This window comes from Agromyces albus (genome assembly GCF_004134825.1).
Classification (GTDB): domain Bacteria; phylum Actinomycetota; class Actinomycetes; order Actinomycetales; family Microbacteriaceae; genus Agromyces; species Agromyces albus.
This window is the reverse complement of sequence record NZ_SDPN01000032.1, coordinates 1-24,748: the sequence shown is the minus strand read 5'-3', so window position 1 is coordinate 24,748 and position 24,748 is coordinate 1. Positions and strand designations below refer to the sequence as shown.

Genomic DNA, 24,748 nt, shown 5'->3' with positions numbered 1-24,748 from the left:
CCCGGAGACGATGCTCGAGCTCGCCGCACGACTTCGCGGGCTGCCGCGAGAGCAACTCGCTGCAGCGCTTCAGACGCGCGAATTCGACCCGGTCGGCATTCGCGATCTCTTCGACCTCGCCGAGGCGCTGCTCTCGCCCGATTCCGTCGACCAGGCCATCAGCCGCCTCGACCGGCCCCGGCTCGCGGTGCTCGCCGCTGCCGCGGGAATCGTCGGCGCAGATGCCGGCACCACGGCCGACGAGGTGCGAGCCGAGCTCGTGCGCCTCGGGGCATCCGCTGAGCTCTCGGATGCCGCGGGCGAGCTGCTCGAGGCACTCTCGAAGAACCTGCTCGTCGTCGAGGCGGGCGATCGCGTGCACGTGCCGTCGGCCGTCGCCTCCCGCCTCACGTCGCGCTCGGGCCACGAGATCCCCTCGGCCGCCGAACTCGCCGCCCCGGCTCCCCCGGTGCTCGTGGCGTTCGACGAGATCGACCGCAGCATCCTCGAACGGCGCGCAGCCGAGACCGCCTACGCGACGGTCGCCGCGACCGCCGAGCTCATCGCCGAGCTCGGCACCCAGCCCGCGCGTGAGCTCGCGAAGGGCGGCCTCGCGCTGCCCGACTCGAAGCGCCTCGCCGAGGCGAGCGGCACCGAGCTCGATGCGCTGCCGAGGCTGTTCCACCGTGCCGACGAGGCCGGTCTCGTGGTGCGCGACGGCGCCTTCTGGCTCGAGTCCGATCTCGGAGCCGCCTGGGCGCTCGAGAGCGCCGCGGGCCGTTGGCGCAGGCTCGCCGAGTGCTGGCGCGACCGCATCCCGCCGGCGTTACGCGAGCTCGTCGCCCGGCGCAGCGAGACCCTCTCCGCCTCGACGTTCCGCGACGACGTGAGCTGGTTCTACCCGGCGGGCGGGCGATGGCTCTCCGATGGCGTTGAGCGGCTCGTCGACGACGCCGAGGCCCTCGGCCTCGCGGTCGCCGGAGAACCCGTCGAAGCCGGCCGGCTCGTGCTCGCCGGCGAGCTCGATCGAGCCGCCGCGCAACTGGCCGCGCACTTCCCGAAGCAGGTCGACCGGGTCTACGTGCAGCACGACCTCTCCATCGTGTCGCCCGGTCCGCTCGACCCGTCACTCGACGCGAGGCTGCGCACCTTCGCCGACGTCGAGGGCCGCGACCTCGCCTCGACCTATCGCGTGAGCGCGGCATCCGTGAATCGCGGCCTCGCCGCCGGCGAGTCGGCGGAATCGATCCTGTCGTTCCTCGGTGCGCTCTCGCTCACCGGCATCCCGCAACCCCTCGAGTACCTCGTCGCCGAGGCGGCGGCGAGATTCGGCTCCGTGCGGGTCGCCGCGGCCGATGAGGCGGATGCCCCGGCGCGCGCCTCGATCCGCTCCGACGACGAGCAACTCATCCGCACGCTCTCGGTCGACCAGTCGCTCGCGTCGATCGGCCTGCGACAGGCCGGCCCGAACCGCCTGCTCTCGAGATTCCCGGCCGAGGTCGTGTTCTGGGCCCTCTCCGACGCGCGCTATCCCGTCGCCGCCGAAGACCCCAGCGGTCGCATCGTGCGACTTCGCCGGCACCGGCTCGCGCACATCCCGGCTCCAGCACCCAAGACCGACCCGATCGCGGCACTCCTCGACCGCGTGCTCGAGCAGGGCGACGAGGGCGCCACCGAGCTCGCGTGGCTCGCCCGGCAGCTCGAGGCCGCCGCGCGGGCGAAGGAGACGCTCACCGTCACCGTGCGCATGCCGGGCGGGCAGACGGCCGACTACCTGCTCGCTCCCGCGAGCGTGGCCAACGGAAGATTGCGCGCGCGCGACCGCAAGGCCGACATCGAGCGCACACTCCCGCTCTCGGCGATCGCCGCCGTCACCCCCGGCCCAGTCGACGGTTGAGCGCTACCCCCGTCTTCGGGCCACTCGGCCGACCGTTCCTCAGACGGGCGTAGACTCGATCGTTATGTCAGACGGCCCCCTCATCGTGCAGAGCGACCGCACCGTGCTCCTCGAGGTTGCACACCCGCTCGCCGAAGATGCCCGGCACGATCTCGCGGTCTTCGCAGAGCTCGAGCGCGCACCCGAGCACGTGCACACCTACCGCATCACGAGGCTCGGCCTCTGGAACGCCCGTGCCGCCGGCCACGACGCCGACGACATGCTCGGCACCCTCGAGCGCTATGCGAAGTTCCCGGTGCCGCAGACCGTCGCCGTCGACATGCGCGAGACCGTCGGCCGTTACGGCCGGCTCATCGTCGACCGCACGGATGACGGAGCACTGCGCCTGCGCAGCGATGACATGGCCGTGCTCACCGAGGTCGCGGGCGCGAAGCGCATCGCGCCGCTGCTCACCGATCGGATCGACGGCGAGAGCTTCCTCGTCGCGGCGTGGGCGCGCGGGCAGCTGAAGCAAGAGCTCGTGAAGCTCGGCTGGCCGGCTGAAGACCTCGCCGGATACACGCCCGGCACGCCGCATCCGATCGAGCTCGACCAGACGGAATGGCACCTGCGCGGCTACCAGCAGCAGGCGATCGACAACTTCTTCGGTGGCGGCTCCGGCGTCGTCGTGCTGCCGTGCGGCGCGGGCAAGACCCTCGTCGGCGCGGGCGCGATGGCGACCGCGAAGACCACGACGCTCATCCTCGTGACGAACACCGTCTCGGCACGCCAGTGGCGCGACGAGCTGTTGCGCCGCACCTCGCTCACCGCCGAGGAGATCGGCGAGTACTCGGGGCAGGTGAAGGAGGTCAAGCCCGTCACGATCGCGACGTACCAGATCCTCACGGCGAAGCGGAAGGGTGAGTACGCCCACCTCGCCCTGCTCGACGCGCTCGACTGGGGCCTCGTCGTGTACGACGAGGTGCACCTGCTTCCCGCCCCCGTGTTCAAGCTCACGGCCGAGCTGCAGGCCCGCCGGCGCCTCGGCCTCACCGCGACGCTCGTGCGCGAAGACGGCCGCGAGGGCGATGTCTTCTCGCTCATCGGCCCGAAGCGGTTCGACGCACCGTGGAAGGAGATCGAGGCCCAGGGCTTCATCTCCCCCGCCGCGTGCTACGAGGTGCGCATCGACCTGCCGCAGTCGGAGCGGCTCGTCTACGCGGCATCCGCCGACGACGAGCGGTACCGGCTCGCCGCGACCGCGCCCGCGAAGCTCGGGGTCGTGAAGGAGCTCGTGGCCAAGCACGCCGGCGAGCGCATCCTCGTCATCGGGCAGTACCTCGACCAGATCGACGAGCTCGCCGACGCGCTGCGGGCGCCCAAGCTCACGGGTGCGACCCCCGTCGACGAGCGGGAGCGGCTCTTCCAGGCGTTCCGCGAGGGCACCACGACGGTGCTCGTCGTCTCGAAGGTCGCGAACTTCTCGGTCGACCTTCCCGAGGCGACCGTCGCGATCCAGGTCTCGGGGTCGTTCGGCTCACGCCAGGAGGAGGCCCAGCGTCTCGGGCGGCTGCTGCGGCCCAAGGAGTCGGGCCTCTCCGCGAACTTCTACACGCTCGTCGCACGCGACACCGTCGACCAGGACTTCGCGCAGAACCGGCAGCGGTTCCTCGCCGAGCAGGGGTACTCGTACACGATCCTCGACTCGCACTCGCTCGCCGCCGCCTGACACTGCACGGTCTGTGACGCCGGGCTTTGTTCGCAAGGCGCAGCTAGCTTAGGCTTACCTAAGCCTTCGTTCGAGGGCGCCCTCCCCCGACTCACGGAGCAGCACCTTCATGCGTTCACCCCGCACCGCCTTCGCCCTCGGCGCTGTCATCACCGTCGCCCTCACCCTCACGGCGTGCGCCGCGGGCGAGACCGGCGGATCGACGTCGACCGCCGACGCAGACACCCTCACGATCTACGCCGGCCGCAACGAGGCGCTCGTCGGCCCGCTCATCGAGCAGTTCACCGAGGACACGGGCATCGAGGTCGACGTGCGCTACGCGACGAGCCCCGAGCTCAACGCACTGCTCCTCGAGGAGGGCGAACGCACCCCCGCCGAGGTGTTCCTCTCGCAGGATGCCGGCGCGCTCGGCTCCATCGCGAACGCCGGGCTCACCTCGCCCATCCCCGCCGAGCTCGCCGACCTCATCCCGGCCGGCTTCACGTCCGACGACGACAACTGGATCGGCGTCACGGGCCGCGCGCGGGTCATCGCCTACGACGGCGAGCACCTCACGAGCGAGACGGTGCCCGACAACGTCGACGCGCTGACGGCGCCCGAGTGGAAGGGCCGCGTGGCCTTCGCACCCGGCAACGCGAGCTTCCAGTCGTTCATCACGGCACTTCGCGTGCTCGAGGGCGAGGAGGCCGCCGCTGCATGGGTCGAGGCGATCGCCGCGAACGACCCGATCCTCACCGACAACAACCTCGCGACGCTCGATCTCGTGAACGAGGGGCAAGCCGACATCGGCCTGATCAACCACTACTACTGGTTCGAGCGTGCCGCCGAAGAGGGCGAGGAGAACATGCGCGCCAAGCTCGAGTTCCTCCCCGGCGATCCGGGCGGCATCGTGAACGTGAGCGGTGCGGCGATCCTGAAGGGCGCGGCCGACGACGCCGACGCACTCGAGTTCGTCGAGTACCTCGTCTCCGAGAAGGCGCAGCAGTTCTTCGTCGACGAGACGTTCGAGTACCCGCTGCTCCCCGGCATCGCCGCACCCGAGGGCCTGCCGACGCTCGACAGCCTCGTCAACCCCGAGCTCGACCTCGCCGACCTCGAGTCGCTCGAGCAGACGCAGCAGCTCCTCGCCGACGCCGGCCTGCTGTAACGGGCTTCCCCCGTAGGCTGGGACGGATGTCTCGCACACCCGCCGTACGGCCGCCTCGAGCGTTGCTCGCGGCGGCCGTCGTCGCGTGTGCGCTCGCAGCGATCCCCCTCGTGTACCTGCTCGTCCGCGTCGGCACTGCGGGGTTCGAAGACATCGCCGCCGTGTTCGAGCGGCCCCGGGTGCCCGTGCTCATCGGCAACACGGTGCTGCTCGCGGCATCCGTCACCCTCGCGACCGTGGCGATCGGCGTGCCGAGCGCGTTCCTGCTCGCTCGCGCCCGCCTGCGCGGCCGCGCGGTGTGGACCGTGCTCGCCGCGCTGCCGCTCGCGGTGCCCTCGTACCTCGCGGCCTACGGCTGGCTCGCCGCGCTGCCGTGGATGCAGGGGTTCTGGGCGGCCTGGTTCGTGCTCACCCTCGTCGCGGTCCCGTACGTCACGCTCCCGGTCGCGGCCGCGCTGCGGGCCGGAACGACCGGGCTCGACGATGTCGCACGAACGCTCGGGCGCGGCCCGCTGGCCGCGTTCCGGCTCGGCACGTGGCCGCAGATCCGGCCGGCGGTGCTCGCGGGCGCGCTCCTCGTGTGCCTCTACACGCTGAGCGACTTCGGCGGGGTCGCGCTCTTCCGCTACCAGGTGCTGACGACGGCGATCCAGCAGGCCTACGGCGCGAGCTTCAACCGCGACTACGCGGCGATCCTCGCGAGCCTCCTCGTGCTCCTCGCCGTCGCGGTCGTCATCGCCGAGCAGTTCGCGCGCGGCAGGGCCGCCCGGCAGTTCGGTGCCGTCACCGGCCCGGCGCGTCAGCGGCGCGTGCGCCTCGGCACCTGGTCGGCGCCTGCGGTCGTGCTGCTCGCCGTGCCGCCCGGACTCGCGGTCATCGTGCCGGTCGCGGTGCTCGTGGTCCGCCTGTTCGAGGCGGAGACCCTGCGGGAGTTCGATGCGGCCGAGCTCGCCGCCGCCGCCGGGAACACCGTGCTCCTGTCGGCGGGCGGCGCGGTCGTCGCCATCGCACTCGCGCTGCCGATCGGCATCCTCGCGGCCCGGTACCGCGGCCGCATCATTCGCGCCATCGAGACGACGGGGTACCTCGCGCTCGGACTGCCCGGCATCGTCGTGGGCCTCTCGCTCGTGTTCTTCTCACTCGCCGCGGTGCCGGCGCTCTACCAGACCGCGTTCGTGCTCGCCTTCGCCTACGGGGTGCTGTTCATGCCCAAGGCCATCGGCGGCATCCGCGGCGCCACGGCGCAAGTTCCGACGTCGCTCGAAGACGTCTCGCTCACGCTCGGAAACGGGCGCCTTCGCACCTGGTGGCTCGTGACCGCGCGGCTCGCTCGACCGGGCATCGCCGCCGCAGCGCTGCTCGTCGCCGTCACCGCGATGAAGGAGCTGCCGGCCACACTGCTCCTCCGACCGACGGGAACCGACACGCTCGCCACCGAGCTGTGGTCGCGCACCGACGTGTCGGCCTACGGCGCCGCCGCGCCCTACGCGGTCACGCTCCTGCTCGTGGCCGCGGTGCCGGCGTTCCTCCTGTCCCGTGCCCGCGCCGGCGCCGGCGAGCTCGACGAGGCCGTGGCATGAGCCGGCTCGAAGTACGCGACCTGGTCGTCGGCTACGACGCAACCGACGTGCTGCGCTCCGTCAGCCTCGAGGTGCCCGACGGCTCGCTCCTCGCGATCGTGGGGCCGAGCGGATGCGGCAAGACCACGTTGCTGCGCACGATCGCCGGGCTCGTGCGCGCCCGCGCCGGCGAGATCCGCATCGGCCACCGGATGGCCACGACGCACGGCATCCACCTCGCGCCGGAGAAGCGCCGCATCGGCTGGGTACCGCAAGACGCCGCGCTCTTCCCGCACCTCACCGTCGCCGAGAACATCGCCTTCGGACTGCCGACCGCTCGCGGTTCGGCCAGGAGCGCCCGGCGCGCGGCGAATCGCGACGATGTGCGGCGCCTGCTCGACCTCGTGGGGCTCGGCTCCCTCGGCGACCGCCTGCCGACGCAGCTGTCGGGCGGGCAGGCGCAACGGGTCGCCCTCGCTCGCGCCCTCGCTTCGGGCCCCGACGTCGTGCTGCTCGACGAGCCCTTCGGCGCGCTCGACCCGATCCTCCGCGCCGAGCTGCGCCGCTCGGTGCGTGAGCTCCTCCGCGAAGAGGGGGTCACCGGCATCCTCGTGACCCACGACCAGGCCGAGGCGCTCTCGATCGCCGACCTCGTCGGCGTCATGCGTGGTGGAGAGTTGCTGCAACTCGACACCCCCGAGCAGGTGTACCGGCGACCGGCGACGCCGTGGGTGGCCGGATTCGTGGGCGACGCCGTGTTCCTGCCGGGCACGTGGCACGGCGACGAGGTGGCGTGCGCCCTCGGGCGACTGCCTGCCGATTGGGTGTCGGATGACGCCGCAACGGCGTCGCCGCTCGAGGCGCCCGTCGACGGGGCATCCGTCGACGTGCTCGTGCGCCCCGAAGAGTTGCTGCTCCGTCCGCTCGAGGCCGTGCTCGAAGGAGCGCCGGCAGCGGGCGGCGCGGCAGGATGGGCGGGCCTTGCGGCAACGGTCACCGCGGTGAGCTACACCGGGCACGATGCCATGCTGTCGCTCGTGCTCGATGACGAGACCCGCATCGACGCCCGCGTGACGGCGGCCGGACTCCTGCCGGTCGGCACTCGAGTCGCGGTGTCGACGACGAGCCGGGTGCTCGCCTACGCGGCGGGCGGCCGCTGACGCCGATCAGCCGCGCGAGTACCGCAGCAACAGCAGGTCGCCCGCCGGGATGGCGTGCACGAGGTGCATGCTCCGCTCCATCTCGACCGCGCCGCGCGAGATGCGGCCCGCGCTTCCGCCCACGAGCATGGGACTCAGGCTGAGGCACAGCTCGTCGACGAGGTCGGCGTTCATGAGCGCGCCGAACAGTCGCGGTCCGCCCTCGCAGAGCACGCGCCCGATGCCCAGGTCGACGAGCGAGGCGAGCATCGCCTCGAGGTCGACGGAACCTTCGGCGTCGGCGCCGGCCTCGCCGTCGCCGCAGATGAGCACGTCGGCAACGGCCGACAGCGCGGCCCGGCGATCGGCCGGCGCCGCCGCGTGCGTCACGACGATCGGGCGTTCGACCGCCTTGGCGAAGAACGGATGCTGCGGGTCGAGGTCGAGTGCCGCCGAGACCACTGCCAGGCGGGGTTGCGGTGCGCGCACGTGCTCGAGCCGCCACGCGGCATCCGCCTCGCCGACCCGCACGCCGCCGTACCCCTCGACACGCACGGTGCCGGCGCCCACGAGCACGACGTCGGCGAGCGTGCGCATGACGCGCATCGCGAGCCGGTCGGTCTCGTCGCCGAGCCCGCCGCTGCGGCCGCCGATGCTGACGGCTCCGTCGAGACTCGACACGAAGTTCATGCGCACATGCCGCGCTGCGCCCTCGGGCAGGGCGTACGCCTCGAGCAGTGATGCGCGGTCGACGGCCACCTCGTCATCCCTCACCGGTTGTGTTCCAGGAAGACGGGCGGACGCCAGCCCTCGATCGCCTCGATCATGTGCATCGCGTCGACGGTCTCGCGCACGTTGTGCACACGCACGATGCGAGCGCCCTGCATGACGCAATAGACGGCGGCGGCGATCGACCCCTCGATGCGCTGGTCGCGGGCGCGGCCGAGCGTCTCGCCCACGAAGTCCTTGTTCGAGAGCGCGACGAGCGTCGGATAGCCGAGCGCGGTGACCTCGCCGAGCCGGCGGGTGAGCTCGAGCGAGTGCAGCGTGTGCTTGTTGAGGTCGTGGCCGGGGTCGACGATGATGCGGTCGGATGCCACGCCCCGCGCCTCGGCGAGCGCGACCCGCTCGGTGAGGAACGCCACCACCTCGGCGACCACGTCGTCGTACTGCGGCGAGGGGTACGGGGTGCGGGGCCTCGCGAGGCTGTGGGTGATGATGATCGCCGCACCGCTCGAGGCCACCACATCGGCCATCGCCGGGTCGTGCAGGCCCGTCGTGTCGTTCACGACGTGGGCTCCGGCGGCGATCGCCGCGCGTGCGACCTCGGGGTGGAACGTGTCGACCGAGATCACGGCGCCGGAGTCGGCGAGCTCGGCGACCACTGGGACGACGCGATCGATCTCCTCGCTCACGGGGATCTCGGGGCCGGGCGCGAACTTCGCGCCGCCGACGTCGATCCAGTCGGCGCCCTCGGCGATCGCGCGGTGCGCGGCGGCGACGGCCGCGTCGAGGGCATCGGTGCGGCCGCGATCGTAGAACGAGTCGGGCGTGCGGTTCACGATGGCCATCACGGCCACCTCTCGGGCGAAGTCGAACTCCCGCGGCCCGATACGTCTCGTCGTCGCGCCTGGCGTCACGTCGCGCCGCCCGCAAGCGTGCCGAGCGGCACGGCCGGGTCGGCGAGCGCCGCCTCGTCGACGACGGACTCGGAGCGGATGATCCGCTGCACCTCCTCGTTCACGTCCCAGATGTTCACGTTCATGCCGGCGACGACGCGCCCGTCGAGTACCCAGAAGGCGATGCACTCGCGGGCTGCGAGGTCGCCGCGCACGACGAGGCGTGCGCTCGCGGCGAGCTCGCCGTAGCCCGAGTACTCCATGCCGAGGTCGAACTGGTCGGTGTAGAAGTACGGGCTCTCGTCGTAGCGCACCGATTCGCCCGCGAGTGCGCGACCGACGACCCGCCCGCTGTGCTCGGCGTTCGCCCAGTGCTCCACGCGCAAGTGGTGGCCGAGCCTCGCGTTCCAGGTGCTCGCCACGTCGCCCGCGGCGAACACGTCGGCCGCGCTCGTGCGGAAGCCCTCATCGGTCACCACGCCATCGTCGACGTGCAGGCCCGCGGATGCCGCGAGGTCCACGTTCGGCGTCGCGCCGATGCCGAACAGCACGAGGTCGGCCTCGACCACCTCGCCCGAGTCGAGCACGACGCCCGTGACCTGCTCGCGCGTGCCGGATCCGCGCCCGCCCTGCAGCCCGCTGACGCCAGTACCCATGCGGAGGTGCACGCCGTTCGCCTCGTGGAGGTCGGCGAACATGCCGCCGAGCTCGGGGCCGATCGCGGACTCGAGCGGCACGTCGCCGCGGCCGAGCACGGTGACGTCGTTGCCGAAGCCGCGTGCCGCCGCAGCCGCCTCGAGGCCGATCCAGCCGGCGCCGACGACGACCACTCGCTTGCGTCCTTCCCGGAACGCGGTGCGCAACCGCGCGGAGTCGGGGAGGCGGCGCAGCGTGTGGACTTCGCGAAGCGAGGCGCCTTGCTCTGCGAACGCGCGCGGCGAGGCGCCCGTCGCGAGGAGCAGCCGGTCGTAGCCGACGACGTCGGCGTCGGAGATCGAGACGGTGTGCGCGGCGGGATCGATCGAGCGCACGCGGATGCCGCTGCGCACGTCGATCCGATGCTCGCGGTACCACGCGGTGTCGTGCGGGTAGACGACGCTCGCGGCATCCGTTCCCTGCAGGTACGCCTTCGAGAGCGGCGGACGCTCGTAGGGCAGCCGCGGCTCCTCGCCGAACACGACGACCTCGCCGTCGAAACCCGACTCGCGGAGGGCCTCGACGGCCCGCGCCGCGGTCAGTCCGCCGCCCACGACGACCACTCGTTCACGACTCGTCATGCTGCCGAGTCTGTCACGCGTGGCGTGAGCGAGCCAATGCGATCCCCAGGCTTGCGGGAGGAGCGTCATCCGTCACCCGACCCTCGAACAACGTTCAGCAAAGTTTCAGCCGATGCGCAGAGAATCGACATATGAGCGACGGACCCCGCATTCTCATCGTCGACGACGAACCCAACATCCGCGACCTTCTGACCACGAGCCTTCGCTTCGCCGGTTTCGCCGTGCGCGCCGTCGGCAACGGTGCACAGACGATCTCCGCCGTGCTCGAGGAAGAGCCCGACCTGATCATCCTCGACGTCATGCTGCCCGACATGAACGGGTTCGGCGTGACGAAGCGGCTCCGCTCGGCGGGCTACACCGCGCCGATCCTCTTCCTCACCGCGAAAGACGACACGGAAGACAAGATCACCGGCCTCACCGTCGGCGGCGACGACTACGTCACGAAGCCGTTCAGCCTCGACGAGATCGTGGCGCGCATCAAGGCGATCCTGCGCCGCACGATGCACGCCGAGGAAGACGCCGTCATCCGCACCGGTGAGCTCACGATGGATCAAGACACCCACGAGGTGCTCGTCGGCGACATTCCCGTCGAGCTCTCCCCCACCGAGTTCAAGCTGCTGCGCTACCTCATGCTGAACCCGAACCGGGTGCTCTCGAAGGCGCAGATCCTCGACCACGTGTGGGAGTACGACTTCAACGGCGACGCCGGAATCGTCGAGAGCTACATCTCCTACCTCCGCCGAAAGCTCGACCAGCACTCCACCGAGCCGCTGATCCAGACCAAGCGCGGATTCGGCTACATGCTGAAATCCTCGAAGCCCTGACTCAGGCTTCGCCGCCTAGACTCGGCCCGCCATGCAACAGTCGAAGATCCTCGAGCGGTGGAACCGCATCTCACTGCGCACCAAGATCACTGGTGTGACGGTGCTCATGCTGACCCTCGGGCTCCTCGTCTCGGGCATCGGCACGGCGGCGATGTTGCGCTCCTACGTCGAAGAGCAGATGTCGTCCAAGCTCACCGCGCTCGCCTCGGGCGACCTCAGGGAGTACTTCGACGACGCCGGCGGCAAGCCCGATCTCGGCAGCCTTCGCCTGAAGCCGGCCGACGACGTGTTCGTCGCGGTATACAGCCCCTCGGGCGCGTACCTGCAGAACAACTGGGAAGAGCGCGACGAGAGCACGTGGCCCCAGTTCCCGCGCACCCTGACGCAAGCCAAGGTCACCCAGCTGAACCCGTCGGGCTACAGCGTGCTCCAGCTCCGCGACGCGCAGAACGCGCCGACCTTCCGCGCCGTCACGGCCCTGATGGTCTCCGATGAGCACGGCTCCCTGGCACCGGTCATCATCGCGATCTCCTCGAAGGAGACCGAGCAGCTGCTCGCCGTTTACCTCACGATCTTCCTCGGCTTCGGCTTCGGCGTCGTGCTCATCGGGGCCCTGCTCACCCGCATGCTCGTGACGAGCACGTTCGGCCCGCTCCGCGAGGTCGAGCGCACCGCTGCGGCGATCGCCGACGGCGACTTCAGCCAGCGGCTCGGCGGGGCGATGCCCAACACCGAGGTCGGCCGCCTCACGCGTTCGCTCAACACGATGCTCAACCGCATCGACCGGGCGTTCCGCGACCGCGCCCGAACGATCGACCAGATGCGGCGATTCGTCGGCGATGCGAGCCACGAACTGCGCACCCCGCTCGTATCGGTGCGCGGCTACGCCGAGCTCTACCGCATGGGCGCCCTGCAGAGCCCCGATGAGGTCGCGCAGGCGATGGACCGCATCGAGAAGGAGGCCATCCGCATGGGCGGCCTCGTCGAAGACCTGCTCGCCCTCGCACGACTCGACGAGGCGAAGCCGCTCGAGCTCGGCGAAGTCGACCTCGTGCCGCTCGCGCGCGACGCCGCGCTCGACGCGATGGCGGCAAATCCCGCTCGCACGATCACCGTGATCGCCCCCGAGGAGACGAGCGGTACGGATGCCGCGGGCGAACCGTCACCCGACCTCGAGGTCGAGGTCGAGCTCGAACCCGAGAGCGGCCGCTTGCCCACCGGACCGATCTCGTTCGCGGGCGCCACGCTCGCGCGGCTCCGCGGACGCCGCACTCGCGCCGACGTGCACGCCACGGCGGCGCCGCAGCGCCGTGGCGGCGCTTCGGGGAAGGCCGCAGCTGCGGCATCCGCTGCCTCGAAGAAGTCGGCGACGGCGACGGTGCCGGCACCGGCACCCCTCACGCAGTCCGCCGCCGTGCCGGTGCGCCATGCGATCGTCCTGGCTGAAGAGAACAAGATCCGGCAGGTCATCACGAACCTGATGGCCAATGCGATCCGCTTCACCTCCGACGACAGCCCCCTCGAGATCCGCATCTCGATCGACGATGCCGCCGAACGAGCCATGGTCGAGGTCGTCGATCACGGCGAGGGCATCCCGCTGCAGATCCGCGAGAAGATCTTCCAGCGGTTCTGGCGCGCCGACACGTCGCGCACGCGAGAGACGGGCGGGTCGGGGCTCGGCCTCGCGATCGTGTCGTCGATCGTGGCCGCGCACAACGGCGTCGTCGACGTGGTCGAGACACCCGGCGGCGGTGCGACGTTCCGGGTCTCGCTTCCTCTCGCGAGCTCGGCATCCGCGCCGCAGCGCGTCGTCGAGGGCTGACACTCCTCCTCGACAGGCGTTCGTCGACGGATGCCGCTCACCACAGTGCGCTCGCTCGGTCTTCGTCGCCCGCACCCCGCGTAGCGTCGGCGGAACACCGAACGAACGGGAGAATCTCCATGACCAGCTACCACGTCGACAGCGACCAGGTGTCCGCCGCGAACCAGACCGTGCAGGGCACGATCGGCCGCATCCAGTCCGAGGTGTCTTCGCTCCTCGGCCAGCTCACGGGCCTCCAGTCGTCATGGACCGGCCAGGCGTCGGCCGCATTCCAGGCCGCCGTCGCCGACTGGCGCGCCACCCAGGTGCAGGTCGAGCAGAGCCTCGCGGGCCTCAACCATGCCCTCGGCACCGCCGGCGTGCAATACGCCGAGGCCGAGCAGTCGAACGCCCGGCTCTTCCTCCGCTGAGCCGTCCGCCTGCCCTCGGCGGGCGTGTTCACGCGAGCGAAACACGGCCGCGTATGTTCGTGAAATCTACATCTCCTATCCTCACGGGGAAGCACCACTTCCTGCGCTGCATCGCGCGAGCCGGCTCCGCACCAGCCGGTCGACGATGCCCTGTCCCCTGTATCGAAGAGTGGAGATCCACACATGACATTCCGTTCCCCCGTCGGCGCTCGACGCCTCCGCAGCATCGCCGTCGCCGCCCTCGCCGCGGCCTCGGCCATGACCCTCGCCGCTTGCGCCTCAGGCGCATCGTCCAGCACCGGCGACGGTGACGCGAGCGCCGACCACGGCGAGCTCACGGTGCAGTTGTCGTGGATCAAGAACGAGGAGTTCGCGGGCGAGTTCTTCGCAGACTCCGAGGGCTACTACACCGACGCCGGATTCTCGTCGGTGAACCTGATCCCCGGCCCGTCGACGGGTATCGCCGAGCTCGTCTCGGGCAGCGTCGACGTCGCGCTGAGCGACGCCGTCTCCACGGGTGCCGCCGTCGCCAACGAGCAGGCCCCCGTGAAGATCATCGGCACCACGTACCAGAAGAACCCGTTCACGATCCTCTCCTTGGCCGACGGCGGCAACATCGCGACGCCCGACGACCTGAAGGGCAAGAAGATCGGCGTGCAGGACTCCAACACGAGCCTCTTCAAGGCGCTCCTCGCCGCGAACGGCATCGACGAGTCCGAGCTCACCATCGTCCCCGTGCAGTACGACCCCGCTCCCCTCACGAATGGCGAGGTCGACGGCTTCGTCGCCTACCTCACGAACGAGTCGATCACGGTCGCCGCCGGGGGCAACGAGACGGTCGACCTCCCGTTCGCCGACAACGGGCTCCCCTTCGTCGCCGAGACCTTCACGGTCACCGACGACGCGATCGCGAACGACCGCGAGAAGCTCAAGGCGTTCCTCTACGCGGAGATCCTCGGCTGGACCGACGCGGTGAACGACCCGGAGGAGGGCTCGCGCCTGGCCGTTGAAGAGTACGGCAAGGATCTCGACCTCAACCCCGAGAACTCGAAGGCCGGATCCATCAAGGCCTCCGAAGAGCTCGTCGTCTCTGACGAGACCGCCACGAACGGCCTGTTCACGATCTCCGAGAGCCTGCAGGAGGAGACCATCGCGAGCCTCGCCGGAGCGGGAATCGACGTGACGGCCGACGATCTGTTCGACCTCAGCCTTCTCGCCGAGGTCTACGAGGAGCACCCCGAGCTCGTGAAGTACCTGAAGTAGCGCACCACCACACGTGAGGAACACGGGAACGTGACGTACGAGCAAGTGGCCGGTGTCCAGGAACAGTCCCTGGGCACCGGCCTGCAGATCACCGGCCTGAACAAGGTGTTCACCATGGGGCGGCGCAATGTCGTCGCACTCCAGGACGCGAACCTCCACACCGACCAGGGGAGCTTCCTCTCCCTGCTCGGGCCGTCGGGCTGCGGCAAGTCGACGATCCTGCGGATCCTCGCCGGGCTCGAAGAGCCGTCGAGCGGCACGACCCGCGTCGACGGCAAGAATCCCAAGGAGTTGCGGGCGGCGAACGAGCTCGGCATCGCGTTCCAGGACTCCGCGCTCCTGCCGTGGCGGAGCGTGCTCGCGAACATCCGCTTGCCGTTCGAGGTCGCCGGCGTGCCGGTCGACCACGATTACGTGCGGGAGATGATCGACCTCGTCGGCCTCAAGGGGTTCGAGAAGGCGAAGCCGGCGCAGTTGTCGGGCGGCATGCGTCAGCGCACCTCGATCGCCCGTTCCCTCATCCTCAAACCCTCGGTCCTGCTGTTCGACGAGCCGTTCGGCGCGCTCGACGACATGACGCGCCAGAAGCTCAACCTCGAGCTGCTGCGCATCTGGACCGAGAAGCCGGCCACGACCCTGCTCGTCACGCACGGCATCTCCGAGGCGATCTTCCTCTCCGACCAGGTCGCGGTCATGAGCCCGCGACCCGGCCGGGTGAAGGAGGTCATCGACATCGACCTGCCCCGCCCGCGCACGCCCGAGATGCAGCGCACGCCCGAGTTCCACGCCTACGTCGACCACGCCTCCGAACTGCTCTTCGGGCAGGGCGGGGCGGCGGTCGACGACCACTGAGGAGCCGCGGTGAAGACGTTCCGACTTCCGCCGTGGGCGACCGGCCTCATCGGCGGCACGGCCCTCATCGCGTTCTGGTGGGTCAGCGCCCTCACGGTGTTCTCGAACACGGGCGCCGGAGCCAATCGTGCAATCCCCACTCCGCCCGAGGTCATCATGGGCTTCGCCGACAGCGGGTTCGAGTTCTACTGGCGCAACTTCTCGGTCACGCTCGTCGAGGCCGCCCAAGGCTACCTCTGGGGCAACGGCCTGGCACTCCTGCTCGCCGCGCTCGTGCTCGTCGTGCCTCGGCTCGAGGGCGCCGTGATGCAGCTCGCGATCATCACGTATTGCGTGCCGATCGTCGCGATCGGCCCGCTGGCACTCATCATCATCGGCGCTCCCTCGCCGGGAGAGCCCTCGGGCACCGCGGTCTTCCTCGCCGCGCTGAGCGTGTTCTTCACGACGGTCGTCGGCTCGCTGCTCGGCTTGAAGGCAGCCGACCCCGCGAGCCTCGACGTCGTCACCGTCTACGGTGGCACTCGGCTCACGCAACTCGTGAAGGTGCGCATCATCGCGGCGCTCCCCCACATCCTGACCGCACTGCAGATCGCGGTGCCCGCTGCCTTCCTCGGCGCCGTGCTCGGGGAGTTCCTCGGCAAGGTCGAGCTCGGCGTCGGCCCCGCGATGATCGCCGCCCAACAGGGACTCGACGCTCCGCGAGTGTGGGGCATCGCGCTCGTCTGCGGCGCCGTGGCGCTGCTCGGCTTCGCGCTCGTCGGCCTCGTTGCCCGCGCGGTCGCCCCGTGGTCACGCGGAAGGAGCACCTGACATGGAGGTCTCCACCACGACGCAGCTGAACGCCGTCGTCGCACTGCGCAAGGAGGTCCGCGCCGAGTCGATGGGCGCGGTGCTCCGCGCGCTCGGCACGAGCGTCGTCACCTTCCTCGTCACGATCGTGACCGTGCTCGTGCTGTGGGTCGGCGTGCTGTGGGCCCTCGACATCTCGCCGTACATCGCCAAGGGCCCCGCCGACGTCTGGAACTTCCTGTTCACCGTGCCCGAAGCCGCGGCGAACCGTGCCACGGTCGGCGACAACCTCGCCGTCACGCTCGGCGACGCGCTCATCGGCTTCGCAGCAGGTCTCGCGGTGGCGCTCCTCGGCGCGATCGTGTTCCAGCTCTCGAAGGGCGTCGAGCATGCGCTCATGCCCGTCGCGATGCTGCTGCGGTCGGTTCCGCTCATCGCGATGGCGCCCGTCATCATCATGATCTTCGGACGCGACCACTGGACCGTCGCCGTGATGGGCGGCATCGTCGTGCTGTTCCCCGCACTCGTCAGCATCGCCTTCGGCCTCAAATCGGCCTCGCCCCAGATGAACGACGTCATCACCGTGTACGGCGGCACCCCCGTGACGGCGCTCCGCAAGGTCGCCCTCCCCTCATCGCTCCCGTCGTTCTTCGCGGCGGTGCGCATCTCGGTGCCCGGTGCGATCACCGGCGCCCTGCTCGCCGAATGGCTCGCGACCGGTGAGGGCATCGGCGGTTCCGTCGGCGGCTACATCGCACAGGCCCAGTTCTCCGCCCTCTGGGCGTCTGTGGTCGTCGTCACCGCCGTCTCGCTCGTGCTCTACAACGTCGTGCAGATCGCCGAGAACGTGGTGCTCACCCGCATGGGCATGCATCCCGACAAGCGCGTCTGACGCATGGCGACGACCGGTCGTTGGTCAGCCGAGACGGATGCCGCCGCGCTGCGCCTCGGCGCACACATCCGCCGCCTCCGCCGCAGCCGCGGCGACACGCTCGTGCAGCTTGCAGAACTCACCGACCTCTCGCACCCGTTCCTCAGCCAGCTCGAACGGGGACTCGCGCAGCCGAGCCTCTCGTCACTCCGCCGCATCGCGGTGGCGCTCGGCACGAGCCCGATCGAGCTCGTCGCCGCAGCCGAAGACACAGCCGACAGCGCCGCAAAACCGCCGGTGGTCGAAGTGCGCCGGGCGGGCGACGCCGCGCCCGATGGGCCGGGATTCGCCGAGGGCACGGCACGGATGCTCGCGCACAGCGCCCGACCGTTCCATCCCCTCGAGTACGAGGGACGCAACACTTCGCCGGGCGACTACTACGTGCACGCCGAAGACGAGTTCCTGTACGCCACTGCGGGCCCCGTCATGGTCGACCTCGACGGCGAGATCGTCATGCTCGACACGGGCGACGCGGTCTACTACGCCGGCGGCGTACGCCACCGCTGGTGGTCGGAGGCCGGCATCTTCCGGCTCATCGTGGTCAAGGAGCGGTCGCGCGTCGTCGCTGCGCCACGAGCGGCGGCGGCGAAGCGCGGCGCCTGACCGCTCCGTTCCGACGCAGGCCGTCGGGTCGCTCAGCTCCGTGCGGCGAGTTCGAGACTGGCACGCGCTGCGCTCCCGGCGATGAGCCGCTCGTCGGCGAGGGTGAGCCGGCCGTCTTCGACGACCGTGCGGCCACCCACGATGAGCCGGCTGAGCGGCGGCAGTGCCGCGAGGCCGAGGGACGCGACGGGGTCGGCGATCCCGGCGTGCTCGACGCCGTCGATCCGCCAGAGCGCGAGGTCGGCGAGCTTGCCGGGCTCGATCGATCCGAGCTCCCGTTCCCGGCCGAGCACCCGGGCGCCGCCCATCGTCGCCATCCGGAGCGCCTGCCGCACGCTGAGCGAGTCGGCGCCCGCGCGCAGCCGGCCGAGCAGCACCGCCTGCCGGATCTCCGTGCCGAGCTGGCCCGACTCGTTCGAGGCCGCGCCGTCGACGCCGAGGCCGACCGGCACGCCCGCGCGCAGGAGATCGGCGACCGGGGCGATTCCCGCCGCGAGCCGGGCGTTCGACGACGGGCAATGCGCCACGCCCGTGCCCGTGCGGGCGAAGCGGTCGATCGCGTCGTCGTCGAGGTGCACGCAGTGCGCCATCCACACGTCGTCGCCGAGCCATCCGAGCCCCTCCAGGTAGCGCGTGGGCGTGGCGCCGAACCGCTCGAGGCAGAACGCCTCCTCCTCCACCGTCTCGGCGCCGTGCGTGTGCAGTCGCACACCGAGGTCGCGCGCGAGCAGCGCCGATTCGCGCAGCAGGTCGGCCGTCACCGAGAACGGCGAGCAGGGCGCTACCGCCACGCGCACCATCGAGTCGAAGGAGGGGTCGTGATAGGTCTCGACGGCCGCCTGGCTCGCGGCGAGCGCGGCATCCGTCGTCTCGACCGCGAAGTCGGGCGGCAGCCCGCCCTGGCTCGCACCGAGATCCATCGAGCCGCGCGTCGCGTGCACGCGCACGCCGATGTTCGCCGCTGCCTCGACGATCGCGCCGACGAGGTCGCCCGCGCCGCGCGGAAAGACGTAGTGGTGGTCGCCGACCGTCGTGCAGCCCGACCGGGCGAGCACGGCGAGCGCACCTGCCGCGCCGGCACCGACGAGCCCGGCGTCGATCCGCGACCACGACGGGTAGAGGGCGACGAGCCAGTCGAAGAGGATCGAGTCCTGCGCGACACCCCTCGTCAGCCACTGGTACAGGTGGTGATGGGTGTTCACGAGACCCGGCGTGAGCAGGTGTCCCCGGCCGTCGATCCGCACGTCGGCCTGCTCGAGCGCCTGCGCCGGCGCGGGGCCCTGCCCGACCGACGTGATGCGACCGCCGTCGATGACGACATGACCGACGGCGTGTTCGGTGTCGCGCGCGTCGACCGTCGCGACGTACGCCCCCTCGATGACGGTGCGACCGGCTCTCCGGGTCACGCGTGGTCCGCTCGAACGTTGGTCACACGAGCCCGCTGTACTGGTGCCACGCGGGGCCGGCGTCGGGCGCGTCGTCGCGGATGACGCTCGCCTGGATGAGCCCGTAGGGGCGGTCGTCGGCGTGGAACACCTCGTTGTCGTTCTCGACGCCGAAGCGCGAGAGGTCGTAGAGGAAGTGGTGCTTGTTCGGAGCCGACAGGCGCACCTCGGCGATCGAGTCGTAGGCCTCGAGCACGGCCTTGCCCATCTCGAAGAGGGTCTGCTGCAGGGCGAGCGAGTGCACGACGGCGAACTGCTTCACGAGGATCGCCTTGACGCCCGCATAGACCTCGTTCCAGTCTGCCTCCGTCGTCGTGAACCGCCACTTGGCGACGAGGGACGTGGCCATGACGCGATCGGTGGTGGGCTGGAGCACCGTGTACTCGTCCTCATAGAAGCCGTGGAACTCGGAACCCGTGGACTTCAGGATCACGAGGTCCTTGAGTCCGCCGGTGATCCACGTGCGCTGCTCGTCGCCGGTGCCCTCGACCGTGACGGACGCCGTGCGCACCTCCTGCCCCTTGCGCACCCACGTGTGGTCGTGCTCGGCGCCGTCGACGAGCGCCCGCTCCCACGCGTACTCCTCGATCTCGATGCGCGCGGCCTCGACGGGCGGCACGTCGTCGACGAAATGACGGGCGAGCTCGAGCCCGTACTCCTCGATCGAGACGAGTCCCTTCTCCTTCGCGAAGGCGTAGGCCGTCTGCTTCTGCGTGTCAGTCGGCAGCACGCTCGACTGGTCGCCGGTGAGGTGGGCCGCGGCGAAGTCGCCGCGGAGCGCGGTCGAGACGTTGACGTCGTGGATCTCGTGGCGAGGCGAGTCACGGTAGATCCGCACGATGCGGTTCTCCGCCTTGCCGTACTGGTGGTCTCCGAGAACGATGGCCATCTGCTGCTCCTAGTCGTTGGTCGTCGGGGGCATCGGGCGTGCCGGGGCCGGGCTGTGCGTGTCGTTCATGCTGTCCAGATCGGGGCGACGGATGCCTCGGCATCTCGTGCGAGCCGCCACACGCGGTCGCGTGAGAACGGCGTCTCGTACGGACGGGAGCCGATCGCGCGCCGGATCGCGTTGCCGAGCGCAGCGGCGACGGGGTTGTAGGGACTCTCGCTCATGGACTTCGCGCCGAACGGCCCGAGGTCGTCGCTCGTCTCGGCGAAGAGCACCTCGGTGTCGGGGATGTCGGCCATCTGCGGCACCCGGTACATGCGGAAGACGGGCGTCTGGATGCGGCCCTCCTCGACCATGACCTCTTCGTAGAGCGCACCGCCGATCGCCTGCGCGGTGCCGCCCTCCACCTGGCCGCGGCACTGCTCTGGGTTCATGACGGTTCCGGCATCCGCGCTCTGCACCGACTGCAGGATCCGAACGATGCCGGTGCGCACGTCGACCGCCACGCGGAACGCCTGCACGTTGAACGCGAGCGAGCGGTGCTCGCCGTACTCCGCGGCGGAGGCGGCGATTCCGTCGCCCGTGCGATGTTCGGCCGGGGCCGCGGCGATGAGCTCGGCGAAGCCGACGAGCCGACCGCCTACCGTGATGCCGTCGGGGCCGAGCGTGCACGCCGAGGCATCCGTTCCCGAAATGGTCGCCGCGGTGCGGACGAGGACGTGACGCAACGCGAGCGCCGCAGCGTGCAGTGCCTTGCCGGCGACCGTGGTGCCGGCCGAGGCGAATGCCCCGGTGTCGTAGTCGGCCGCGTCGGTGTCGGAGTTGCGCAGCCGGACGCGGTCGATGGAGGTGCCGAGATCGGTCGCGACGATCTGGGCGTGCACGGTCGTGGTGCCGTTGCCGAACTCGCTCGTGCCGACGCCGAGCACGTAGCTGCCGTCGGGGCGCAGGGTCACCGTGGTCTTCGAGATATGCCCGCCGGGCGCCATCGTGGCGATCATCGATGCCGCCATGCCCTCGCCGACACGCCAGTGCTCGCCATCGGGCGCCTCGACGCCGTTGCCGCGCCGGAGCGCCTGCTCCGCGAGGTCGAGACACTGGTCGAGGCCGTAGCCTCCGGGGCGCATGTCGGGCTCGGGTTCGCCGAAGAATCCGAGCGGTACTTCGCCCTCACGGATCGCGTTGATGCGCCGCAACTCGAACGGATCGATGCCGAGCTCGATCGCGAGCTCGTCCATCGCGGATTCGACCCCGAGGATGACCTGGCCGAGCCCGTAGCCGCGGAATGCGCCCGACGGGGTGTTGTTCGTGTAGACGGCCTCGGCGTCGATGCGCTTCACGGGGCTCGTGTAGAGGCTGATCGATTCGGCGCATCCGTGGAACATCACGCCACGAGAGTGGTTGCCGTACGCGCCGGTGTCGCTCAGCACGTCGACGCGCATCGCGGTGAGCCGGCCGTCGCGGGAGGCCCCGAGCGCGACGGCGACCCGCATCGGGTGCCGCACCGACGTGCGCACGAACTCGTCGGTGCGACTGAGCTCGTAGACGGCGGGCTTGCCGGTGCGCAGCACGGTGATCGCGACGAGGTCTTCGGTGAGGAGTTCCTGCTTGCCGCCGAAGCCACCGCCGACCCGTGCAGTGAACACGCGTACGCGATCCTGCGGCAGGTCGAGCAGCCGGCACAGCTCGTCGCGCGTGAGGAACGGCACTTGCGAGCTCGTGCGCACCACGAGCCGGCCGTCGTCGTCGAGCCACCCGATCGATCCGTGCGTCTCGAGCTGGGCATGGCTGAGCCGCTGCGTCTGCCAGGTGCCCGAGACGGTGACGTCGGATGCCGCGAGTGCCTCGTCGACGTCGCCGCCGTAGCCGGCGCGGAGCGTCGCGATGACGTTCCGGCCGGCCTCGTCGACGCGATCGGCGGGCGTTCGGTCGGGATGGATGAGGGGGGCGCCGGGACTGCGGGCCTCCTCGGGGTCGAAGACCGCCGGCAGCACCTCGTAGTCGACGACGATGCGCCGGCACGCCGCTTCGGCGGCCGCTGCGCTGGTCGCTGCGACTGCCGCCACGCGCTGTCCGACGAAGCGCACGACGTCGTCGAGCACGCGGGTGTCGTCGGGATCGTCGCTGCGGTGCTCGTGCCGGCCCGTCGAGAAGCGCAGTGCCGGCACGTCGTGATGGGTGAGCACGAGCTCGACGCCGTCGACCGCGAGGGCCGCGCTCGTGTCGATCGAGCGGATGCGCGCGTGGGGATGCGGCGAGCCGAGCACCCTGAGGTGCAAGGCGCCGGGCGTCGCCGTGTCGAAGGTGAACGGCTCGGTGCCGGTCACGACTCGCCGTGCCGCCGGCGGTTCGACGGAGCGTCCGATGAGCGACGGCGGGCGGTCGTCGGCGCCGGTCGAGCCGAGGTTGCGGGCGCCGCGTGGGTGCGCGGCATCCGTCTCGGGGAGCTCGATTGCCGGTGCCGTGGTCGCTGCGCTCGACGCGGCCTTGCCTGATGCCGCGACGCCCGCCGTGATCGATTCACGGATGCTGCGATACCCGGTGCAACGGCAGAGGTTGCCCTTCATGAGCCGTGGCAGGTCGCCGAGCTGCTCCTCGTCGAGGGTCGATGCCGTGACGATCATGCCGGCCGTGCAGAACCCGCACTGGAAGCCGAAGTGGTCGACGAACGCCGCTTGCATGGGGTGGAGCTCGTCGGGCGTGCCGAGGCCCGCGACGGTCGTGACGGAGTGCCCCTCGATGCGCTGCGCCGGGTAGATGCACGAGTGCACGGGCACACCGTCGACGAGCACCGAGCACGCGCCGCAGTCGCCGGCGTCGCAGCCCTTCTTCACCTCGAGATGCTCGTGGTCGCGCAGGAAGGTGCGCAGGCACTGGCCGGCGCGCGGCTCGGCGTCGCGCTCGCTCCCGTTGACGGTGAACCTCATGCGGCGAGCTCCTGCCGGATCTCCTCGAGGAGCACGCAGCTCACCTCGCGCCGCCAGTCTTCGGTGCCGAGCGGGTCGGTGTAGTAGTCGTCGGCGGATGCCGCGTCGGAACGCAGCGTCGCGGCATCCGGCAGCTCGGGGTATCGCAGCACCGTGGGGCGCCAGGTCGCCGCCGTGATGCCGAAGACCGCGCGACCGTCTTCATCGATCCGGCCCGTGAGGACGGCGCCCGAGCGGCCGAGCTCGGCGAGTGCGATCTTGCGGTATCCGGTGCGGGCGCGCAGCGCGTGGGCTGGGATGTCGACGGCGCGCAGCACCTCGCCGGGCGCGAGCGAGTTGGTGCCGTTGCCGGTCACGAGGCGCTCGACCGGCATCCGGTATTCGCCGCCGTCGGGGGTCCACACGAGAGCGGCACCGTCGAGAGCGACGGCGAGCGACACCATCGACCCGGCGGCGAACGACCGGCAGACGTTGCCGCCCACGGTCGCGACGTTCCAGATCTTGAACGAGGCGAGGAGCGCAGTGGCGCACTGGAAGAACAGCGGATGCGCCGCCCAGCCCTCGTGCTCGGGCATCTCGGCGAGCTCGGCGATCGTGCACGTGGCGGCGATGCGGAGCCCGTCGTCGCTCGCCTCGAGGGCCGGCCAACCCATCGTGGAGAGGTCGACGAGTCCCGTGGCCTCGAGCTGCGGCTCGGAGAACATCCAGGTGCCGCCGGCCACGAACCGTTCGGCGTCGCCGAGCAGGAGGTCGCTGCGCGAGCGCGCGTACCGATAGCCCGTGATCGTGTTGAGGTCCATGGCGATTCCCTTCGGCACCAGTGAATCGAAGCGACATGACGGGGATGTTTCCCAGATGAACATTTTCGACTCACGCGCGACACGTCGGTCGCCGGGCGGGCGACCTCGCGAAGCGGGACTACGACACTCCGACCACCGCCTCGCGATCGGCGGTGGCGTGGATCGGCCCCGTCGTCGCGCTGAGCGGTCGCGCATCGCGCCCGGATCGCACGGCGATCACCTCGGCGAGGATCGACACGGCCGTCTCCTCGGGCGTCGCCGCGCCGAGGTCGAGGCCGATCGGGGATCTCAGACGCTCGAGCTCGCCCGCGGTGGCGCCCGCCTCGCGAAGCAGCTCGACGCGCTCCGCGTGCGTGCGCCGGGAGCCGAGGGCGCCGACGTAGGCGACCGGCAGCGAGAGCGCGAGACGAAGGAGCGGAACCTCGGTGCGCGCGTCGTGGCTCAGCACGCAGACGACCGTGCGCTCATCGACCTCGAGGCGGGCGAGGTAGTCGACGGGGCGCTGCGCGACAACCTCGTGCGCGGCCGGGAACCGCTCGGCCGTCGCGAACGCCGGCCGGTGGTCGCACACGCTCACCCGGTAGCCGAGGAGGGCCGCCGCTGAGGAGAGCGCCTCGGCGAAGGCGACGGCCCCGAAGATCACCAGGCGCGGCGGCGTGAGGCGGCTCTCGCAGAAGAACACGAGCTCGTCGCCGTCGCACTCGAAGTGCACGAGACCCGATCGGCCGGAGCGGACGCTTCGATCGAGTTCGGCGACGATGCGCGCGGCGGAGATGCCGCGGACGCCCGCCGCGGCGAGTTCGCCGTCGTCGAGCGCGGGCAGGCTGCCGGAGAGGCCGGCACCGTGGGCGCCGGGGACGCCGGGGCC

General features: G+C 70.8%; 21 protein-coding genes. 13 read left to right on the top strand and 8 right to left on the bottom strand.

The features are described 5' to 3' along the window. Positions 1–10: 10 nt before the first annotated feature. The 5 genes from ESP51_RS14815 to ESP51_RS14795 all read left to right on the top strand — a co-directional run bounded on the left by ESP51_RS14815 (position 11) and on the right by ESP51_RS14795 (position 7,450). On the top strand, positions 11–1,876 hold the full coding sequence (locus ESP51_RS14815) for a helicase-associated domain-containing protein (RefSeq protein WP_129521666.1): 1,866 nt from the start codon (positions 11–13) through the stop codon (positions 1,874–1,876). 64 nt (positions 1,877–1,940) lie between these two features. Continuing rightward, positions 1,941–3,584, top strand: coding sequence for a DNA repair helicase XPB (locus tag ESP51_RS14810; protein WP_129521665.1), 1,644 nt, complete (start codon positions 1,941–1,943; stop codon positions 3,582–3,584). 109 nt (positions 3,585–3,693) lie between these two features. After that, positions 3,694–4,731 (top strand): extracellular solute-binding protein, encoded by a 1,038-nt coding sequence (locus ESP51_RS14805; protein ID WP_129521664.1) that lies wholly within the window; start codon positions 3,694–3,696, stop codon positions 4,729–4,731. Positions 4,732–4,757: 26 nt separating this feature from the next. Then, the gene (locus ESP51_RS14800; protein WP_129521663.1) at positions 4,758–6,311 is read left to right on the top strand and encodes an ABC transporter permease; all 1,554 of its coding nucleotides are present in this window, start codon (positions 4,758–4,760) and stop codon (positions 6,309–6,311) included. Beyond that, positions 6,308–7,450 carry an ABC transporter ATP-binding protein gene (locus ESP51_RS14795; RefSeq protein WP_129521662.1) on the top strand — a complete coding sequence of 381 codons (1,143 nt, stop codon included), beginning with the start codon at positions 6,308–6,310 and terminating at the stop codon, positions 7,448–7,450. Before ESP51_RS14800 ends, ESP51_RS14795 begins: the two co-directional genes overlap by 4 nt. A 6-nt stretch (positions 7,451–7,456) precedes the next feature. On the opposite strand, the gene ESP51_RS14790 is transcribed toward ESP51_RS14795, so the two are convergent. The 3 genes from ESP51_RS14790 to ESP51_RS14780 form a co-directional block, all read right to left on the bottom strand. Continuing rightward, on the bottom strand, positions 7,457–8,188 hold the full coding sequence (locus tag ESP51_RS14790; RefSeq protein ID WP_129521661.1) for a pyrimidine reductase family protein: 732 nt from the start codon (positions 8,186–8,188) through the stop codon (positions 7,457–7,459). 11 nt (positions 8,189–8,199) lie between these two features. After that, a complete protein-coding gene (gene folP, locus ESP51_RS14785; protein WP_129521660.1) occupies positions 8,200–9,000 on the bottom strand; it encodes a dihydropteroate synthase in 801 nt (266 codons plus the stop codon). Positions 9,001–9,065: 65 nt separating this feature from the next. Continuing rightward, positions 9,066–10,325: an NAD(P)/FAD-dependent oxidoreductase gene (locus ESP51_RS14780; RefSeq protein ID WP_129521659.1), complete on the bottom strand. Its 1,260-nt coding sequence runs from the start codon at positions 10,323–10,325 to the stop codon at positions 9,066–9,068. Between the two features lie 131 nt (positions 10,326–10,456). Here ESP51_RS14780 and ESP51_RS14775 point away from each other — a divergent pair, with 131 nt between their 5' ends. The 8 genes from ESP51_RS14775 to ESP51_RS14740 all read left to right on the top strand — a co-directional run bounded on the left by ESP51_RS14775 (position 10,457) and on the right by ESP51_RS14740 (position 17,819). Beyond that, positions 10,457–11,149 carry a response regulator transcription factor gene (locus tag ESP51_RS14775; RefSeq protein WP_129521658.1) on the top strand — a complete coding sequence of 231 codons (693 nt, stop codon included), beginning with the start codon at positions 10,457–10,459 and terminating at the stop codon, positions 11,147–11,149. A 31-nt stretch (positions 11,150–11,180) separates the two neighbouring features. Next, on the top strand, positions 11,181–12,971 hold the full coding sequence (locus ESP51_RS14770; RefSeq protein ID WP_129521657.1) for a sensor histidine kinase: 1,791 nt from the start codon (positions 11,181–11,183) through the stop codon (positions 12,969–12,971). A 119-nt stretch (positions 12,972–13,090) separates the two neighbouring features. Next, complete coding sequence (locus tag ESP51_RS14765) at positions 13,091–13,381, top strand: WXG100 family type VII secretion target (protein ID WP_129521656.1); 291 nt, start codon at positions 13,091–13,093, stop codon at positions 13,379–13,381. A gap of 183 nt (positions 13,382–13,564) precedes the next feature. Next, positions 13,565–14,644, top strand: a complete 1,080-nt coding sequence (locus tag ESP51_RS14760; RefSeq protein WP_129521655.1) for an ABC transporter substrate-binding protein — start codon at positions 13,565–13,567, stop codon at positions 14,642–14,644. A gap of 114 nt (positions 14,645–14,758) precedes the next feature. Beyond that, a complete protein-coding gene (locus ESP51_RS14755) occupies positions 14,759–15,496 on the top strand; it encodes an ABC transporter ATP-binding protein (protein WP_129521692.1) in 738 nt (245 codons plus the stop codon). 9 nt (positions 15,497–15,505) lie between these two features. Further along, positions 15,506–16,306 carry an ABC transporter permease gene (locus ESP51_RS14750; RefSeq protein ID WP_129521654.1) on the top strand — a complete coding sequence of 267 codons (801 nt, stop codon included), beginning with the start codon at positions 15,506–15,508 and terminating at the stop codon, positions 16,304–16,306. A 1-nt stretch (position 16,307) separates the two neighbouring features. Continuing rightward, the gene (locus tag ESP51_RS14745; protein ID WP_129521653.1) at positions 16,308–17,177 is read left to right on the top strand and encodes an ABC transporter permease; all 870 of its coding nucleotides are present in this window, start codon (positions 16,308–16,310) and stop codon (positions 17,175–17,177) included. A 3-nt stretch (positions 17,178–17,180) separates the two neighbouring features. Then, positions 17,181–17,819, top strand: a complete 639-nt coding sequence (locus ESP51_RS14740; protein ID WP_129521652.1) for a helix-turn-helix domain-containing protein — start codon at positions 17,181–17,183, stop codon at positions 17,817–17,819. Between the two features lie 32 nt (positions 17,820–17,851). Here the strand turns inward: ESP51_RS14740 and ESP51_RS14735 are convergent, their stop codons facing one another. From ESP51_RS14735 to ESP51_RS14715, 5 genes are all read right to left on the bottom strand, one after another. Next, positions 17,852–19,225: an 8-oxoguanine deaminase gene (locus tag ESP51_RS14735; RefSeq protein WP_129521651.1), complete on the bottom strand. Its 1,374-nt coding sequence runs from the start codon at positions 19,223–19,225 to the stop codon at positions 17,852–17,854. A 22-nt stretch (positions 19,226–19,247) separates the two neighbouring features. Further along, positions 19,248–20,153 carry a factor-independent urate hydroxylase gene (pucL, locus tag ESP51_RS14730; protein ID WP_129521650.1) on the bottom strand — a complete coding sequence of 302 codons (906 nt, stop codon included), beginning with the start codon at positions 20,151–20,153 and terminating at the stop codon, positions 19,248–19,250. Between the two features lie 65 nt (positions 20,154–20,218). Next, positions 20,219–23,080, bottom strand: coding sequence for a molybdopterin-dependent oxidoreductase (locus ESP51_RS14725; protein ID WP_129521649.1), 2,862 nt, complete (start codon positions 23,078–23,080; stop codon positions 20,219–20,221). Continuing rightward, the gene (locus ESP51_RS14720) at positions 23,077–23,880 is read right to left on the bottom strand and encodes an FAD binding domain-containing protein (RefSeq protein ID WP_129521648.1); all 804 of its coding nucleotides are present in this window, start codon (positions 23,878–23,880) and stop codon (positions 23,077–23,079) included. Before ESP51_RS14720 ends, ESP51_RS14725 begins: the two co-directional genes overlap by 4 nt. Before the next feature lie 118 nt (positions 23,881–23,998). Continuing rightward, positions 23,999–24,748 (bottom strand): XdhC family protein (locus ESP51_RS14715; RefSeq protein ID WP_164990537.1); only part of this gene is annotated, 750 nt, incomplete at its 5' end.

Coding starts and splice junctions, on each gene's coding strand:
- ESP51_RS14815 (WP_129521666.1), top strand. CDS start 11: ATGCTCGAGCTCGCCGCACGACTTCGCGGGCTGCCGCGAGAGCAACTC.
- ESP51_RS14810 (WP_129521665.1), top strand. CDS start 1,941: ATGTCAGACGGCCCCCTCATCGTGCAGAGCGACCGCACCGTGCTCCTC.
- ESP51_RS14805 (WP_129521664.1), top strand. CDS start 3,694: ATGCGTTCACCCCGCACCGCCTTCGCCCTCGGCGCTGTCATCACCGTC.
- ESP51_RS14800 (WP_129521663.1), top strand. CDS start 4,758: ATGTCTCGCACACCCGCCGTACGGCCGCCTCGAGCGTTGCTCGCGGCG.
- ESP51_RS14795 (WP_129521662.1), top strand. CDS start 6,308: ATGAGCCGGCTCGAAGTACGCGACCTGGTCGTCGGCTACGACGCAACC.
- folP (WP_129521660.1), bottom strand. CDS start 9,000: ATGGCCATCGTGAACCGCACGCCCGACTCGTTCTACGATCGCGGCCGC.
- ESP51_RS14780 (WP_129521659.1), bottom strand. CDS start 10,325: ATGACGAGTCGTGAACGAGTGGTCGTCGTGGGCGGCGGACTGACCGCG.
- ESP51_RS14775 (WP_129521658.1), top strand. CDS start 10,457: ATGAGCGACGGACCCCGCATTCTCATCGTCGACGACGAACCCAACATC.
- ESP51_RS14770 (WP_129521657.1), top strand. CDS start 11,181: ATGCAACAGTCGAAGATCCTCGAGCGGTGGAACCGCATCTCACTGCGC.
- ESP51_RS14765 (WP_129521656.1), top strand. CDS start 13,091: ATGACCAGCTACCACGTCGACAGCGACCAGGTGTCCGCCGCGAACCAG.
- ESP51_RS14760 (WP_129521655.1), top strand. CDS start 13,565: ATGACATTCCGTTCCCCCGTCGGCGCTCGACGCCTCCGCAGCATCGCC.
- ESP51_RS14755 (WP_129521692.1), top strand. CDS start 14,759: ATGGGGCGGCGCAATGTCGTCGCACTCCAGGACGCGAACCTCCACACC.
- ESP51_RS14745 (WP_129521653.1), top strand. CDS start 16,308: ATGGAGGTCTCCACCACGACGCAGCTGAACGCCGTCGTCGCACTGCGC.
- ESP51_RS14740 (WP_129521652.1), top strand. CDS start 17,181: ATGGCGACGACCGGTCGTTGGTCAGCCGAGACGGATGCCGCCGCGCTG.
- pucL (WP_129521650.1), bottom strand. CDS start 20,153: ATGGCCATCGTTCTCGGAGACCACCAGTACGGCAAGGCGGAGAACCGC.
- ESP51_RS14725 (WP_129521649.1), bottom strand. CDS start 23,080: ATGAGGTTCACCGTCAACGGGAGCGAGCGCGACGCCGAGCCGCGCGCC.
- ESP51_RS14720 (WP_129521648.1), bottom strand. CDS start 23,880: ATGGACCTCAACACGATCACGGGCTATCGGTACGCGCGCTCGCGCAGC.